The 15,647-nt window shown below is 61.4% G+C and carries 16 protein-coding genes; 3 read left to right on the top strand and 13 right to left on the bottom strand.

Annotation, left to right across the window (positions count from 1 at the left end; all coding sequences use genetic code 11):
- Positions 1-173 precede the first annotated feature (173 nt).
- From HHL22_RS16225 to HHL22_RS16195, 7 genes are all read right to left on the bottom strand, one after another.
- Positions 174-2,576: an FdhF/YdeP family oxidoreductase gene (locus tag HHL22_RS16225; protein WP_169532378.1), complete on the bottom strand. Its 2,403-nt coding sequence runs from the start codon at positions 2,574-2,576 to the stop codon at positions 174-176.
- A gap of 129 nt (positions 2,577-2,705) precedes the next feature.
- On the bottom strand, positions 2,706-3,038 hold the full coding sequence (locus HHL22_RS16220; RefSeq protein WP_169532377.1) for a DUF7009 family protein: 333 nt from the start codon (positions 3,036-3,038) through the stop codon (positions 2,706-2,708).
- An 8-nt stretch (positions 3,039-3,046) separates the two neighbouring features.
- Positions 3,047-3,919, bottom strand: coding sequence for a formate dehydrogenase accessory sulfurtransferase FdhD (gene fdhD / locus HHL22_RS16215; RefSeq protein ID WP_169532376.1), 873 nt, complete (start codon positions 3,917-3,919; stop codon positions 3,047-3,049).
- A 202-nt stretch (positions 3,920-4,121) separates the two neighbouring features.
- Positions 4,122-5,249, bottom strand: coding sequence for a lipid-A-disaccharide synthase (gene lpxB / locus HHL22_RS16210; RefSeq protein ID WP_169532375.1), 1,128 nt, complete (start codon positions 5,247-5,249; stop codon positions 4,122-4,124).
- A 92-nt stretch (positions 5,250-5,341) separates the two neighbouring features.
- Positions 5,342-5,758, bottom strand: coding sequence for a 6-pyruvoyl trahydropterin synthase family protein (locus tag HHL22_RS16205; RefSeq protein WP_169532374.1), 417 nt, complete (start codon positions 5,756-5,758; stop codon positions 5,342-5,344).
- Positions 5,759-5,862: 104 nt separating this feature from the next.
- Positions 5,863-6,864: a FecCD family ABC transporter permease gene (locus HHL22_RS16200; protein ID WP_169532373.1), complete on the bottom strand. Its 1,002-nt coding sequence runs from the start codon at positions 6,862-6,864 to the stop codon at positions 5,863-5,865.
- A gap of 12 nt (positions 6,865-6,876) precedes the next feature.
- Positions 6,877-7,764, bottom strand: coding sequence for an ABC transporter substrate-binding protein (locus HHL22_RS16195; protein ID WP_169532372.1), 888 nt, complete (start codon positions 7,762-7,764; stop codon positions 6,877-6,879).
- Between the two features lie 146 nt (positions 7,765-7,910).
- Between HHL22_RS16195 and rfaD the strand changes: the two genes are divergently transcribed.
- The gene (rfaD, locus tag HHL22_RS16190; RefSeq protein ID WP_169532371.1) at positions 7,911-8,879 is read left to right on the top strand and encodes an ADP-glyceromanno-heptose 6-epimerase; all 969 of its coding nucleotides are present in this window, start codon (positions 7,911-7,913) and stop codon (positions 8,877-8,879) included.
- Positions 8,880-8,884: 5 nt separating this feature from the next.
- Here rfaD and HHL22_RS16185 read toward each other — a convergent pair whose 3' ends face one another.
- From HHL22_RS16185 to rpmH, 4 genes are all read right to left on the bottom strand, one after another.
- Positions 8,885-9,391, bottom strand: a complete 507-nt coding sequence (locus HHL22_RS16185; protein WP_169532370.1) for a hypothetical protein — start codon at positions 9,389-9,391, stop codon at positions 8,885-8,887.
- Between the two features lie 63 nt (positions 9,392-9,454).
- Entirely contained in the window at positions 9,455-11,152 is a 1,698-nt protein-coding gene (locus HHL22_RS16180) for a S41 family peptidase (RefSeq protein ID WP_169532369.1), read from the bottom strand.
- 117 nt (positions 11,153-11,269) lie between these two features.
- On the bottom strand, positions 11,270-11,707 hold the full coding sequence (rnpA, locus tag HHL22_RS16175; protein WP_169532368.1) for a ribonuclease P protein component: 438 nt from the start codon (positions 11,705-11,707) through the stop codon (positions 11,270-11,272).
- 128 nt (positions 11,708-11,835) lie between these two features.
- Positions 11,836-11,994 carry a 50S ribosomal protein L34 gene (gene rpmH, locus HHL22_RS16170; RefSeq protein ID WP_144852495.1) on the bottom strand — a complete coding sequence of 53 codons (159 nt, stop codon included), beginning with the start codon at positions 11,992-11,994 and terminating at the stop codon, positions 11,836-11,838.
- A gap of 213 nt (positions 11,995-12,207) precedes the next feature.
- On the opposite strand from rpmH, the gene HHL22_RS16165 reads away from it, so the two are divergent.
- Positions 12,208-13,944 (top strand): M61 family metallopeptidase, encoded by a 1,737-nt coding sequence (locus HHL22_RS16165; protein ID WP_169532367.1) that lies wholly within the window; start codon positions 12,208-12,210, stop codon positions 13,942-13,944.
- A gap of 64 nt (positions 13,945-14,008) precedes the next feature.
- On the opposite strand, the gene HHL22_RS16160 is transcribed toward HHL22_RS16165, so the two are convergent.
- A complete protein-coding gene (locus HHL22_RS16160) occupies positions 14,009-14,263 on the bottom strand; it encodes a hypothetical protein (RefSeq protein ID WP_169532366.1) in 255 nt (84 codons plus the stop codon).
- A gap of 129 nt (positions 14,264-14,392) precedes the next feature.
- Positions 14,393-14,998: a TlpA family protein disulfide reductase gene (locus HHL22_RS16155; RefSeq protein WP_169532365.1), complete on the bottom strand. Its 606-nt coding sequence runs from the start codon at positions 14,996-14,998 to the stop codon at positions 14,393-14,395.
- 170 nt (positions 14,999-15,168) lie between these two features.
- Here HHL22_RS16155 and HHL22_RS16150 point away from each other — a divergent pair, with 170 nt between their 5' ends.
- Positions 15,169-15,639, top strand: coding sequence for a hypothetical protein (locus HHL22_RS16150; RefSeq protein ID WP_169532364.1), 471 nt, complete (start codon positions 15,169-15,171; stop codon positions 15,637-15,639).
- The last annotated feature ends 8 nt before the right edge of the window (positions 15,640-15,647 follow it).

The following is a 15,647-nucleotide window of genomic DNA, read 5'->3' as shown; positions in this document are numbered from 1 at the left end:
TCCTGATTAACTCTCAACGGCAACAGCTATTACCCCAGAGTAAGTGACCCTAGGCCAGCTCCTACAGCCCCTAGGCCCCGCTCGCGCCTAACGACGGCGACCACCCCCCATTCAGCAAAAAAGCCCCTGGCACAAGGCCGGGGGCTTTTCGGTGGTATTGGTAAACTGGTGGGCTACACTAGCTCAGCGTGTTGCACCACCGCGGGCGCTTTGGCTACCGTCACCACAATGTGCTTGGAGGTGGGCGTATTGCTCACCGGCACCACGCTTGAGAGCGGCACCAGCACGTTCATCTCGGGGAAGTAGGCGCCCACGTTGCCCCTAGGGATGTCGTAGGGCACCACCAGAAACTGCTCGGCCGTGCGCTGCTGCCCCTCGTAGTGGCTGGTGATATTCACCCGGTCGCGGGCTTGCAGGCCGCGCTCGCGGGCGTCTTCGTGGTGCATAAACAGCACCCGGCGCTCGCCAAACACGCCGCGATAGCGGTCGTTGTTCTCGTAGATAGTGGTGTTGAATTGGTCGTGGGCGCGCAGACTGGTCAGTATCAATTGGCCAGGCTCCAGCTTGGTTGGCTCCAGCTTGGTTGCCGAGAAGTGCGCCTTTTCATCGGTCGTCTTGAACTTGCGGACGCGGGGACCATTGGGCAGGTAGTAGCCGCCCGGCTGCCGCAGCTTCTCATTAAAGTCCTCAAAGCCCGGCACCACCCGGCTGATGTGGTCGCGAATAAGGTCGTAGTTCTCGGTCATGGCCACCCAGTCGCCCTTCAGCCGGTCGCCGAGCGTGGCAATGGCCGTGGCGCTAATAATGGCCACCTCGCTCAGCATTTGGTCGGAGAGCGGGGCCAGCACGCCTTTGTTCTGGCCGATTACGCCTGTCGTGCTTTCGCAGGAAGTCATTTGGTGGCCGCTCTTCTGCATGTCAATGTCCACGTGCGCCAGGGTGGGCAGCAGCAGGCTAGTGTCGCCGGTGGTCAGGTGGCCGCGGTTGAGCTTGGTGGCCACGAAGATGCTGGTTTGCAGCTGACGCATGCCGTCGGCAATCAGCTCGGTATCGGGAGCGGCGGACAGCAGGTTGCCCCCTAGGCTGAAGAACAGCTTGACTTTGCCTTCCACCATGGCCCGCAGGCTCTTCACCACGTCGTAGCCGTGAGCGCGGGGCGGCTCAAAGCCAAACTCTTTCTTCAGCGCATCCAGAAACTCGTCCTTCATCTTCTCCCAGATGCCCATCGTGCGGTCGCCCTGCACATTGGAGTGGCCCCGCACCGGGCAGGTGCCCGCCCCCGGCTTGCCAATGGCCCCTTTCAGGAGCTGCAAATTCACGATTTCTTTGATAACCTCCGTGCCCTGCTTCTGCTGCGTCACGCCCATGGCCCAGCAGGTAATAATTTTCTGCTTGGGAGCAATGATATTGGCAGCTTCCAGCAGCTGAAAGCGGTTGAGGCCGCTGCTTTCCTCAATTTCCTCCCAGCTGGTGCTGCGGATGTTCTCCTCAAACTCCGCAAAGCCACTGGTAAACTCCTCGATGAACGGGCGGTCCACGACTGCGCCGGGGTTGTAGCTCTCGGCCTCAAAGAGGTGCTTCATGATGCCGCGCAGCACGGCAATGTCGCCGCCCAGCTTCACCTGCAGAAACACGTCGCTAATGGGCGTGCCGGCGCTCAGCAGCGTCGGAATGGCCTTGAGCGGATTTTTAAAGTCCTGCGGCTGGCGGAAATGGTCGAGGCCGGCTTCCGGCAGCGGGTTGATGCTGATAATCTTGGCGCCGTTCTGCTTAGCTTTTTGCAGCGCCGACAGCATTCGAGGCGCGTTGGTGCCGGGGTTCTGGCCGATGATAATAATGACTTCCGAGAGGTAGAAGTCGTTGAGCGTTATTGAGGCCTTGCCTAGGCCTAGGGTTTCGGCCAAAACCGAGCTGGTGCTCTCGTGGCACATGTTGGAGCAGTCGGGCAGGTTGTTGGTGCCGAACTGCCGCGCAAACAGCTGGAACAAAAACGCCGGCTCATTAGGCACCTTGCCTGAGGTGTAGAACACCGCCTCGTCGGGCGAGGCCAGGCCGTTGAGCTTATTGGCAATGAGCGTAAACGCTTCGCGCCACGCAATGGGCTCGTAGTGGGTGCCGCCGGGGCGCTTCACCATCGGGTGCGTCAGGCGGCCCAGGTTATTGAGGTCGCGGTCGGGCATCTGCGACAGCTCGGCTAGGCTGTACTTCGCAAACACCTCAGGGCCGCAGGCGCGTACGTCGGCGTCGGAGGCAGTGGCTTTGGCGCCGCTCTCGCAAAACTCGGCGATGGAGCGGTGCCCATCGGGGTCGGGCCAGGCGCACGACGAGCAGTCGTAGCCATCAAACTGGTTGAGCTTCAGCAGGCCGCGGGTGCCGCGGGCCACGCCCGCCTCGCCCCAGTTGAACTCAACGGATTGCAGCACGGCCGTGACGCCGGCGGCAATGTGCTCGCGCGCCGCTAGCTGGAGGTCGAGCAGGCGGTCGGGCGGCTGGGCCAGAATGGGGTGGCGGTGTTTGCTGGCCAGCGTGTCGGGCGCGGGCATGAGGGGCGCGTTTTCGGGGTGCTCTTCGGGCATACGTAAGCGTAAAAAAGCAGCTGCTGACGCAAAGCACTAGCCAGGTGGCACAGCGCTTTGCCACCGCCAGCGGCCGGCAACGTGACGAAATTCAGTGGGCACTAAAGCAGGAAACTTCCAACTGGCCTTTTAATGGCTTGGGCCCAAGTCTTGCTCTACTAAAATACGGAGTAGCTGCCCGTTCGTTCCCGCAGTTTCGCTTTTTAGGCTCACGGTGGTGCCCGCTACCAGCTGCCGGGCCAGGGCAGCCGGCACTTCTACGGTGAGCATCCCGGCCGCGAAGTGCGCGCGCGGGCCTAGGGCCGCCGGTGCATCGTCGGGTAGCTGGCGCAGGGCGTAGGTTAGGGCCGCGCCGGGGCCTAGGTGCAGCACCTGGGTTAGCTGGCCGGTGCGGCCAAACTCCGCTACTTCTTCGGCGGCTAGGCGCAGGCGCAGAGACTGGGGGGTGAGTTGCAGCTTCATAAGGCGGTTTAGGTGGTGGCAATGCGGGCAGCGTGGGTGTAGATATTGAAGCGCCCGTCGCGCACGAAGCCCAGCAGCGTCAGGCCAAACTCCTCGGCGGCCTCAACGGCCAGGCTGCTCGGCGCCCCCACGGCCGCCAAGATGGCCACGCCCGCTACGGCCGCTTTCTGCACCAGCTCGAAGCTGGCCCGCCCGCTCACCAGCACAATGTGCTGGCCTAGGGGCACCTGGCCGGCCAGCAGCGCCGCGCCCACCACTTTATCAAAGGCATTGTGGCGGCCCACGTCCTCGCGCACCAGCAGCAGCTCGCCGGCGGCGTCGAACAGCGCCGTGGCGTGCAAGCCGCCCGTTTGCGCAAATACGCGCTGGGCGGCGCGCTGCCGGTCGGGCAGCGCCTGGATGACGGCCGCGGGCACCAGGGGCAGGCCGGGCGCGGGCGGCACCGGGCAGCTAGCTGCCTGCACTGCCTCAATGCTAGTTTTGCCGCACACCCCGCAACTGGAGGAGGTGTAGAAGTGCCGCTCCAGCCGGCCCAGCGCCACCGCCACGCCGGGCGCCAGTTCGGCCTGCAGCACGTTGCCGCGCTCCTTAGGCCGACGCGGGTCGGCCTGGTGCGCCAGGCTGGTAATATCGGTTGCTTGGTGCACCAGGCCTTCGCTTAGCAAAAAGCCCGCGGCCAGCTCGGCGTCGTGGCCGGGCGTGCGCATGGTTACGGCCAGGGTGTGAGCCAGGCGCTGGTCGGCCGGGCCATAGCCTAGGCTGATTTCAAGCGGCGCCTCCACGGCCAGCAGGTCGGTGGCCGGGGTGGCGCCCTCCCCCACTACCCGCAGCACGGTCGTGCGCTCGGCGCTAGGGGGGGCGGGGGGCTGCAGGGTGGGCATATTATCAGTTAGCAATTAGCAATGAACAGGTAGCAATTAGTACGGGAACGTCATGCTGAGCCCCGCGAAGCATCTCTACTGCGTAAGTAATCTCAAACGTCAGGAGTTAGTTACGCGGTAGAGATGCTTCGCGGGGCTCAGCATGACGTTCCCGTACTAATTGCTACCTGTTCCTGTGCTAACTGATAACCAATAACTAGCCCTAGGCAGCCGCCGGCTGCGCTTCGCGCAGGTACTTCACCATAAGGGCGGCCGTGTGGCGGGCAGTACCGGGCTGGCCCATCTTTTGGCGCAGCTCGGCGTAGCCCGCTCGCTGGCGGGCCACGTAGGCTTTGTTGGTAAGCAGGCGCTTCAGCTCGTCGAGCAGGTTGCGGGCCGTAAACTTGCCCTGAATGAACTCAGGCACTACTTCGCGGCCCACTATCAGGTTCACCAGTGAGATGTAGGGCACCTTAATCAAGGCTTTGCCCACGGCGTAGGTGAGGCCGCTGGTGCGGTAGCACACCACCTGCGGCACGTCAAACAAGGCTGTTTCGAGAGTAGCCGTACCGCTGGTGACGAGCGCCGCGCTGGCCCGGCTCAGCAGATTGAAGGCTTGGTCTATCACCAGCTTGATGCCGTTGCGCTCGAAGTGCTGGTAGTAGGCCCGGTCGAGGTTGCTGACGCCGGCCACCACGAACTGGTACTCCTGAAACGCTGGCAGCACGGCCAGCATCTCGTGCAGCATCTCCTCAATCTCCTGCTTGCGCGAGCCCGGCAGCACCGCGATTATCTGGCGTTCAGGGTCGAGCCCGTTTTGGGTCAGGAAGTTGGGGTCGGGTACGAAGTCGGCCACCTCGTCGGCCGTGGGGTTGCCCACGTAGTCTACCCGGTAGTCGAAGCGCTGGTAAAACTCTTCCTCGAAGGGTAGAATCACGAACATCTTGTCCACCAAGGCTTTGATTTTCTCACCGCGGCTCTGGTTCCAGGCCCAGATTTTGGGCGAGATGTAGTAGAACACCCGAATGCCGTGCTCCTTGGCCCAGGCGGCCATGCGCAGGTTAAACCCGCCGTAGTCGACCAGCACCAGCACGTCGGGCTGGTAGGCCAGCACATCGCGCTGGCATTCTTTCAGGTAGCCCCGAAACTTGAGAATACTGGTAGCCGTTTCCCAAAACCCCATCACGGCCAGCTCGCGGTAGTGGCGCACCAGCTCGCCGCCCTCGGCCTGCATCTGGTCGCCGCCCCAGTAGCGGAAATCGGCGGCGGGGTCCTGCTGCTTCAGCTCGCGCAGCAAGCGGGCCGCGTGGGTGTCGCCCGAGCGCTCGCCGGCAATGAAGTAGTATTTCATGAGGAGTTATGAGTTAAAAGCTAGGAGTTATGAGTTGCACGATACGAGCTACAAGCAAACTCATAACTCCTAACTTTTAACTCATAACTTCCTCACCCGTAGTATTCTACCGCATTGCGCGGAGTTTCGTAAATCTTGATGCAGTGCAGCCGGGCGCTCTTGGTAATGGTGGGCAGCTCGCGCTCCAAGATTCGCCAAAATTCCAGCGCCAGCGTTTCGGTGCTCACCCGCTTACCCACCAGCCAGGGCACGTCGAGGTTCAGGTTTTTGTGGTCTACCTGGTTGGTGATGTGGTCGCGGATAAGGTCAGACAAAGCCTTAAGGTCCACTACGAAGCCGGTGTCGGGGTCCTGCTCGCCCTTCACCGTCACAATCATCTCGTAGTTGTGGCCGTGCCAATTCTCATTGGCGCAGGGCCCAAACACCTCCTGGTTGCGCTCCTTCGTCCAGGCCGGATTGTAGAGCTTGTGGGCAGCATTGAAATGCTCGAGGCGGCTGACGTATAGCATAATTAGGGGCTGTTGGCTACTAGCTGTTAGGGGCTGGCCGCTTGCTGAACGCGCTGCCCAACAAGCCCAAAAGACGCTAACAGCCAATGGCTAGCGGCTAACAGCTAAAATTTTTTCCGCAGCAAAGATACAAAGAAGGGTACCCCCAGCAGGGCCGTTACCAGCCCAATGGGCAGGCCGGCGGGCGGGTACAGCAGGCGGGCCAGCAGGTCGGCGGCCAGCAGAAAAGCGCCCCCTAGGGCAGCGCACGCCACTAAATTAAGGCGCCCGGCCGCGCCCAGCAGCCCGCGCGTGAGGTGCGGCACCACCAGCCCCACAAACCCGATGGGCCCGCACAGCGCCACCACCCCGCTGGTGAGGGCTACGGCTACCGCCAGCAGCACCCAGCGCAGCCGCACCACGGCCAGCCCTAGAGCCTGCGCCCGCTCCTCGCCTAGCAGCAGCAGGTTCAGGTCCTTCTGCAAGCAGAATAGTAGCCCTAGGCTGCCAACCAGCACGGCGGCCGGCCAGCCCAGCCCCGCCCAGCTAGCCCGCTCAAACGAGCCGAATGCCCAAAATACCACCGTGCGCAGGCTGTCCTGGTCGGCCTTGAGGAAAGTAATGAGCGAGCCCGCCGCCGCCGCCAGCGCCCCCACGGCCACGCCGCCCAGCAGCAGCACCGCCGGCCGCACCCGCCCCTGCCGCGTGCCAATGGCCACCACCAGCACCGTGGCCCCTAGGCCCCCCGCCAGCGCCGCCAGCGGCGGCAAGTACAGCCCCGCCACCACCAGGCCTGGCACCAGCAAGTAGGCCACAATGGCCCCCAGCGACGCCCCCGACGCCGTACCCAGCAGGTAGGGGTCGGCCAGCGGGTTGTTGACCAGCGTTTGCAGCAGGTAGCCGCTCAACGCCAGGCTGGCGCCGGCCAGCCACGCCAGCAGCAGGCGCGGCAGGCGCAGTTCTACCAAAGCCAGCTGGGCGGGGTCGGCGGGGTGGTAGTGGGCGAGGGTGTCGAAGATGAAAGCGTAGCTGACCTCGTAGGAGCCTACCCGCAGCCCCAGGCCCAGCAGCCCGAGCGTGAGCAGCCCAAAAGCCAGCAGCCAGCGCAACGGGTGGGGCGAAGACATGGGCCTAGGGGGTTAGCGCGCCAGCAAGGCCCGTAGCTCCTGCACGGCCTCTACCACGCGCGGGCTGGGGCGCTGCAGCAGGTTGGGCGTGGTGGCGTACACGCGCCGCTTTTGGTAGGCGCGCAGGCGCCGCAGCTCGGGGTTTTGCCTAAACAAGGTGCTGTCCAGCTTCCCGAACCGGCCCCCAATTATCACTTCCGGGTTCAGCTTCAGCACGTACTCGCGCGTCAGGGCCGGGTAGGGCTGCGGCAGGCTGTCGCGCAGGGCATTTTGGCCGCCCGCCAGCCATATCTCATCCGTAAACAGCGTGTTTTGCCCATAGGCGTACATGGGGTCGGCCGCGGCCAGGGCCAGCACCGTGGGCCGGGCGCCGGGCGCCGGGCAGGTGGCCAGCGCGTGCAGCTGCCGCTGCAGCGAATCGGTGAGGCGGCGGGCCTGCGCGTCGCGGCCCAGCAGGCGGCCTAGGGTGATTAGGCCGCGCAGCACGTCGCCTACCCGGCGGTATTTCTGGTAGTACACCGGAATGCCCAGCTGGCGCAGGCGCTCGGCCGCGTCGGGCGGCGTCAGGCCTTCCACCGTGAATACGGCGTCGGGATGCAGCGTCACCAGGCGCTCTATATCAAGCGGATACGAGTTTACTACCGGCTTGCGCAGCACGGCGGCGGGGTAGTCGTCGGCCTGGGTGCGGGCGATGATGGTGCTGGTATCGGCCACGGCATAAAGCATTTCGGTCATGCTAGGGGCTAGGGACACCAGGCGGCGCGGATAGGCGGGCAGCGTCACGGAGCGGCCCAGGTCGTCGCGCACCTGCACGGTGGCTGGGGCGGCGGCCGGCTGGTCGTGGGCCTGGCAGGCCCCTAGGAGCACGCAGCCAATCAGTAAAAAGGGCGAAAGACGCATGGCCGCAAAGGTAGCCCAACCTACCAGGCCGGCTGGCAGTACCTTTGAGGGACTGCACCGCGGGCGCTGCGCGTCCGCGCGTGCCATCCCCCGGACTGTTACTCCCGCGCGGACTCGCAGCGTCCACGCTACTTGCTTACTACCCTATGATAGTCGTCACCGGCGCCGCCGGCTTCATCGCCAGCTGCCTTGTCACCCGCCTCAACGCCGCCAATTTCAACGATATCGTGGTGGTTGATAATTTTGCCGTCGAGAAAAAGCTACCCAACATCCGGGGCAAAAAGCTGCGCGAGTACGTGGACCGCGAGGAGTTCTTTACCTGGCTCGACCAGCACCACGAGCAGGTTGAGTTCATCTTCCACCTAGGGGCCCGCACCGACACCACCGAGCAGGACCCGGCCGTGTTCGACCTGCTTAACCTCAACTACAGCAAGCAGATGTGGCAGGCCTGCGTGCGCTACCAGCTGCCGCTGGTGTACGCCAGCAGCGGCGCCACTTACGGCGACGGCCGCCTAGGCTACTCCGACCAGGACGATACCCTGGTGCCCCTACTGCACCCGCTCAACCCCTACGGCGACTCGAAAAACGACTTCGATAAGTGGGCTTTGGCGCAGGAAGAACAGCCTTACTTCTGGGCGGGCCTCAAGTTTTTCAACGTGTACGGCCCCAACGAGTACCACAAGGGTCGCATGGCTTCCGTTATCCTGCACGCCTTCCGCCAGATTCAGGAGAATGGCAGCATGCAGCTCTTCCGCTCGCACAACCCCGACTACGTGGACGGCGGCCAGATGCGCGACTTCGTGTACGTGAAGGATGTGGTGGAAGTGTGCTACTTCTTCCTGCACCACCGCACCCACAGCGGCCTCTACAACCTGGGCACCGGCCAGGCCCGCACCTTCATGGACCTGGCCTTGAACACCTTCGAGGCCCTAGGCCGCCCCGTCGACATCCGGTTCCGCGACACGCCCGAGGATATCCGCGACAACTACCAGTACTTCACCGAGGCCGACATACGCAAGCTCCGCGCCGCTGGCTACGACCTGCACTTCGCCACGCTCGAAGAAGGCATTCGGGATTACGTGCAGGGGTATTTAGTGGAGGGGAAGTATTACTAAAAATACTATTCGCTGGGCTCCTGCGCTTGCTGGCTAAGCTTATTAAGCCGTGGCTGCACAAACCATATGCCGATAGGCCAAAAGAATAATTGTATAGCAGTACCTGCATACTGGCTAAACGTTGCTTCTTTCTGGTTTTCGATTGATACAAGTGCTGCTGCCGGAAACCAGAATAAATGAGCGATTGCGAAGAATATATAAAATGCAGGCAATGCTACTAAACCATTGCTTTCAAAATCCCCATCAAATATGAATACAAAAGCCGCGTAGGATACGACGACAATAAAAGCGTCTACTGTAAACCAAGTCATGCTGTACGTAGCGTTCCTAGGCAAGTAGCGGTATAAAGTATTACCTACTAATACGTACCAGCCTACATAGCTAATCAATAATACTGCAAATACCCACTCTGCAAACTCAGGCTGTTTTAATAGCAGTTTGCCTACGTTAGAGCCGATAATATAAATTAGAAATATTTGCCAATTCTTGATTCTCAATAACCAGCTATTCATAGCTAAAAAAAATAGTAGACTTGTTGCCAAATCTACTGTTCCCGAGGCAAATCTGCCTTTGTTTTACTTCGGCACTCCTGCGCCTTTTTTAGCACTCGCTGCCTGGCCGCCGGGCTTAAGCAGCGCGGCGTAGCGGTTAGGGTCGTTGAGAACGGCGATAGCCGCTTGCACGTTGAGGTCGTCGTCGAAGCTGGCTTCGGTGCGGCCCTTCTCATAGTAGTAGCGTGAGGCTATTTCGGTTTCTAGCAGGTCGCGAATTTCGGGCTTGAAGCGCTGGAGGTCGTTGGTTTTATTGACGGCCACTTTGCGCTGAATGGTGGCCAGCTCCAGCTTCACGTCGTCGTAGTGCTTGTCCTCCTTCACCTTTTTGGTGAGGTCGGTGAGGGCGCGCTCGGCATCAGTGTTATAACTGATGTTTTTTCCTTGCAGGAAAGCCACAAACTTCTGGTAATCAGCTTCCGTGAGGTGAAACTCACGGGCCGGCGCAATAGTAGCGTGCTCGGAGCGGTAGCGCGTAGCGAAGTCGAAGAGGTAGCTTTTCTGAATGAGCACCCGCGTGATGTCGGCAATGCCGCGGTCCTGAATGTCGATATCGGGGGCCACGCCGCCGCCGTCGTACACAATGCGGCCGGCCTGGGTTTTGAAGGCCGTGCGTAGCGAGTCGGGAAACTTCGTGAGGCTACCATCTTCGCCGCGGTGCGAGTAGTCGATTTCCTGAATGCAGCGGCCACTGGGGATGTAGTACTTGGCCGTGGTTACTTTCAGCTGCGAGTTGTAACTGAGCGGGCGCGTGGCTTGCACCAAGCCCTTGCCGAAGGTGCGCTCGCCTACCAGCACGGCCCGGTCGTAGTCCTGCAGCACGCCCGACACAATTTCCGAGGCCGACGCCGAGCGGTTGCTGGTGATGATGGCAATCGGAATCTGCGTATCCAACGGCACGTCCAGCGCCTTGTACGTCTTGTTCCACTCCGTCACTTTGCCTTTGGTGCTCACCACATCCAGACCCTTGTCCACAAAGAGGTTAGCTATATTCACCGCCTCGTTGAGCAAGCCGCCGGGGTTGTCGCGAATGTCAAACACCAGCTTTTTAGCGCCTTTTTCCTTGAGCCGCACCACGGCGTTGCGCACTTCGCGGCCGGCATCCATGGTAAAGCCCGATAGCTGGAAGTAGCCAATGTCGTTGGTCAGCATGCCGTAGTAAGGCACGTTCTCCACCTGGATGCGGTCGCGGGTGATGTTCACCTCCACCGGCTTGTCCTGGCCGTAGCGCGTCACGATGAGCTTGGCTACCGAGTTAGCCTGGCCCTTGAGCAGCTTGCTGATATCGGCGTTGGTCTTTTTATCAACGTTTACGTTGTTGATAGTCAAGATTTCATCGCCGGGCAGCAGGCCCGCCTTTTGGGCCGGGTAGCCCTCGTAGGCGCTCTGCACCACGGTTTTACCGTTGCGCTTGATGACTACCGCCCCAATGCCGCCGTACTGCCCGGTGGTGAGGGTGCGAAAATCCTCAATATCATCTTCGGGGATGTAGTTGGTGTAGGGGTCGAGCGACTTGAGCATCCCATCGATGCCGGTTTTCACCAGCTTGCCGGGCGTAATCTCATCCACGTAGTACGTGTTCACCTCCTTGAAAAGCGTAGCGAAAATATCGAGGTTTTTGGCAATCTCGAAGTAGCGCTCGCTGTCAGACGCTACGCGGAAGCTGGCTAGGCCCAGGGTGCTCAGGGCCAAAACGGCGAGTACTTTCTTACGGCTAATCATCGGGCGAAAAGATACTGACTAAAGAACAAGGAGGTAACAGCTTGCCTTGCTTACCCGGCCGCCTCGCAGTGCGGGCCGGCCTAGGCCGCTGCCTATTGCTACTTGAAGATAAGCACGCTACGGCACTGGTTGCACCGCCGGCTCGGCCAGCAAACGAGTAAACCCGGAAATTAATTTTTTTTCGATGAGCGGCAGCCCGCTTTTTTCTTTGCCCGTGTACAAGATACCGAGCGCGGCTACGGGGTGGCCGCCCGCCGCTTCCAGCAGGCGGTACTTATGAAGGCGGTAGGCCTCGCGAATGAGGCGCTTGAGGCGGTTGCGGTCGACGGCCCGCTTAAAGGTGCGCTTACTGACGCTGATGAGCACCTGGGGCGGCGCGCTGCTGCGCTCTGGGGCCGGCAGCCAGGTAAGGCGCAGGGGGTAAACGCCAAAAGAGGAACCCTGCTTGCTGAAAAGCTGCTCAATCAGCTTTTTGCGGCACAGGTGTTCCTCTTTCGGAAAGGTATACTTGCGGGGCGCTTTTGGCGGCTGGCTAGCGGTGGGTAGCTCGTCCATTGTTAGTTAACATAGCGAAGCCGCATTGCAATGGCCAGCATTTTCGACAAAAGTCGGAAATACGCTGCCTTCGCAATGCGGCATCTGCTAGCTGGTAGCTACTAGCGCTAAGCTAACAGCCTAATAGACTAGCGCTTGTGGCGGCCTTCGTCGGATACGGTAAGGCGCTTGCGGCCTTTGGCGCGGCGGCGGGCCAGCACGTTGCGGCCGTTGGCCGAAGCCATGCGCTCGCGGAAGCCGTGCTTGTTGCGACGCTTACGCTGCGAGGGTTGGTAGGTACGTTTCATGTCCGGTCAAATTGCGGGTTTGGGCCGGCAAAGGTACGCGCTTTCCGGGAAAATAGCAAGCTAGCCATTGTGATTTGTAAGACCATGACTGCCTGCCGGGTACCAAAGCGCATCTTTGCCCTGCGCTGCCACCTTGGCGCCCCTAGGCCCCCTGGGTCACAACAACGGGGCCCGGTGCTGCGTCTGTACCGCTGCCCGCCTTTACCGCCGCTCATGACCTACTACCACGTTTCGTTCGAGAATCCGCTGACTTCCTACCTCCAAATTCAGCTGCTGGTGGACGTGCCGGCCGAGGCTACCGGCCCGCTAGCGCTGCAGCTGCCCGCCTGGCGGCCCGGCCGCTACGAGTTGCAAAACTTCGCGCAAAAGATTCAGCGCATGGAGTTTAGCGATGCCGAAACCGACGAGCCCCTCCCCTACCGCAAAATTACCAAGGACTGCTGGGAGGTGCCAGGCGCGGCGGGCCGCAGCGTGCGGGCGCGCTACAACTTCTACGCCCACCAGATGGACGCCGGCGGCTCGTGGCTCGACGAAAGCCAGCTGTACCTGAACCCGGTGCAGGCGCTGCTGTATGCCGTGGGCCAGGAGAGCCAGCCGTGCCAGCTGACGCTGGCGCTGCCGCCCGACTGGCGCCTAGCCTGCGGCCTGCTCCAAACGGCTCCCAACGTGCTGCAAGCCAGCAATTTTGACCAGCTGGCCGATGCGCCGCTCATTGCCAGCCCCAGCATTCAGCACGAGCAGTATACGGCGGGCGGCGTGCCCTTCCACGTGTGGGTGCAGGGCGAGGAAGCGGCCGTGGACTGGCCGCGCCTGCTGGCTGACTTCCAGGCCTTTTCGGCAGAGCAGCTGCAGCTATTCGGGGGCTTTCCGGTGGCCGAGTACCACTTCTTGAATCAGTTTTTGCCCTACAAGCACTACCACGGCGTGGAGCACCACAACTCGACGGTGATTGTGCTGGGCCCCGCCGAGGCACTGATGCAGGAAGCCTACTACAAGGAGCTGCTGGGCGTGAGCTGCCACGAGCTGTTTCACACCTGGAACATCAAGGCCATCCGGCCGGCCGAGATGCAGCCCTACGACTACGCCCGCGAAAACTACTTCCGCACCTGCTACGTGGCCGAGGGCGTCACGACCTACTACGGCGAGTATCTGCTGGCCCGCAGCCGCGTGCGCACGCCCGCGCAGTATTTTGAGGAGCTGAATCTGGTGCTGCGCAAGCACTACGACGACGCGGGTGGCCGCAATCTGAGCCTGGCCGACGCCAGCATGGACCTCTGGCTGGATGGCTACCGCCCCGGCGTACCCGACCGCAAGGTGAGCGTGTACCACAAAGGCGCCTTGGCGGCGCTGCTGCTCGACCTCACCCTGCGGCAGCTGCACGGCCACCAGCGCAGCCTCGATGATGTGATGCGCCGCCTCTACGAAGAGTTTGGCAAGACCGGCCTAGGGTACACCGACGAGGACTACGCCCGCGTGGTAACTGAGGTGGCCGGCCGCCGGATGCAGGTGTATTTCGACAAGTTTATCAACGGCACGGCGCCGCTGCAGGAGCCTCTCGACCGTGCCTTGCACACGGTGGGCTGCCAGCTAGTGGCCTACGAAAACCCGGTTATCTCCGAAGGTACGTTCGGCTTTCGCACGGCCCTCAAAAACGACCGCGTGGAAGTGACCTACCTCTGGCCCGACTCGCCGGCCGCCGCCGTGCTGGCGGTAGAGGATGAGTTGGTGGCCATCAACGGCCGCCGCGCCGGGGCCAACTTGCAAACTTTGCTAGCCCCCGGCGAGCCGGTGTACCAACTGGCCGTGTTCCGCCAAAACCGCTTGCTGCTAGTAGAGCTGGCACCGCAGCCGGGCCCCAGCTACGGCACCCGCTACACCGTAGAAAAGCTGACCGAAGCCGATGAAAATCAGCGGGCCGGCTTTGAGAAGTGGCTGGGCTGGGAGTTTTAAAACAACTAAAACAGCAACGCCCGCTGACGCGAGCGTTGCTGTTTTAGTTGTTTAAGTCTAAGGTTTAGTGTTTGGCGTCGCCGCCCGCACCTACTTTGCCTTTGTTAACCGACATCGGATTGTTGCCCTGCGGATTGCTGCGGATGTTGTTTACACCCTCGCCCGCATCGGCCCCATCCGTCGTGTTGCCTTTGTGCGACACTTGGTTATCGCTGGGGTTTTGCACCTGCGTGCTTTTTTTGTTGGTGTTCTCGAAGGGGTTGACGGAGTTTTGAACGTCTTCGTTCTCGTTCTCGGGATTTAAATGCGCTAGTGACATGGCGGGAAAAGGTTAAGTGAGCGTACTTCTCTTTCTACCTCTTCGCGGCCGGCGGGGTTGCCTCTCACCCCAAATAAGTAAGTCTGCCCGGTGTTTGCCGGCACTAGCCGCGTAGGAAGGCCCTAGGGCTTACTTCGCCAGCTGCTCCAGGGCCTGCCGAAACGCGGGCGTATCGTAGTCGGCCATGCCGGCGTGGCTGGCCGCTACTCGGCCGTCGGGCGCGAGAATGACGGTATAGGGGATGGATGACGAGGCAAACGGCGCAGGCAACGGCGCGGCCGGGAAAAACACCGGCAGCGTGTAGCCCTTGTGCTTGAGCAGAGCCCGCGCCCGGTTAGGATTGGCGTCGAGCGAGATGCACACAAAGGCAATTTTAGCGGTATCTACCTGCTGGTAAAGCGCCTGCAGGCCGGGCATCTCGGCCAGGCAGGGCGGGCACCAGCTGGCCCACATATTTACCAGCACCACCTTGCCCGCAAACTGCCGCAGGTTGGCCGGCTGGCCCCCTAGGGTATAGAGCGCCACGCTGGGCAGCCCAGCCGTACGCTCACTTACCAGTTGCGCAGCTGGGCCTAGGGCTGGCCGCGTGGGCAGAGCCGGCTGCCAAAAGCCCGTAGCCAACAGCCCGCGCTGCAAGGTGCTGACCACGGGCAGGCGCAAATCAGTGCCAAACACCACGGCCAACCCCGCCAGAAAAGTAACGTCGCGCCAGTTGCTGCGCAGCCAATTAAGCATGAATACCGTTACCTAAGCAGTTAGTCAAGTGCTTCTTAAATACCTTTGCCTTCGCCAGTAGGCTAGCTCGCCCGACCGCTTGCTTGCGCAAACACCCAGCAGCTAGCGGCTATACGCGCGAACAACTGGGCTAGTAGGGCTTACCGTGCATACCGTCCTATCCTCACGCTATGATTCTAAATTTTTACGCTATTCAGGCGCAGTATGCCCCAGAAGTTTCGCTGCTGCGCTTTCAATACTATCGGTCATCGGCCGAACTGACTACCAACCGAAAAAGTCTCAATGCCATTGCGCAGCTCATTGAGCAAAATACCATTACTGAGGGCCTGATTGACTTGCGCGGCCGGCCCCGCATCACCCCCGAGCAGCAGTTGTGGGTGGCTACTAATTGGCTGCCGCGCGTATCGGTGCCGGCTATTCAGCACGTGGCCTTTGTTATGTCCAGTACTAGCCTCTACAACCAGATGGCTATCGAGGCCATGCACTTTGCGGCGCGCCACTTCATTCACTACGAGGTGCAGTTTTTCAGCGAACCGGCTAGCGCGCTCGATTGGCTGCTGAGCTTTCAAGACCCCACTGCCCAGGCGCACCTAGAGCAAGAATGGGCTGAGCACCCCCTAGCCGCCAATAGCGAGGGCTAGGGGGCTTT

The sequence above is a fragment of the Hymenobacter polaris genome (genome assembly GCF_012927305.1).
Taxonomy (GTDB): Bacteria; Bacteroidota; Bacteroidia; order Cytophagales; family Hymenobacteraceae; genus Hymenobacter; species Hymenobacter polaris.
This window is presented reverse-complemented; position numbering and strand designations above follow the sequence as displayed.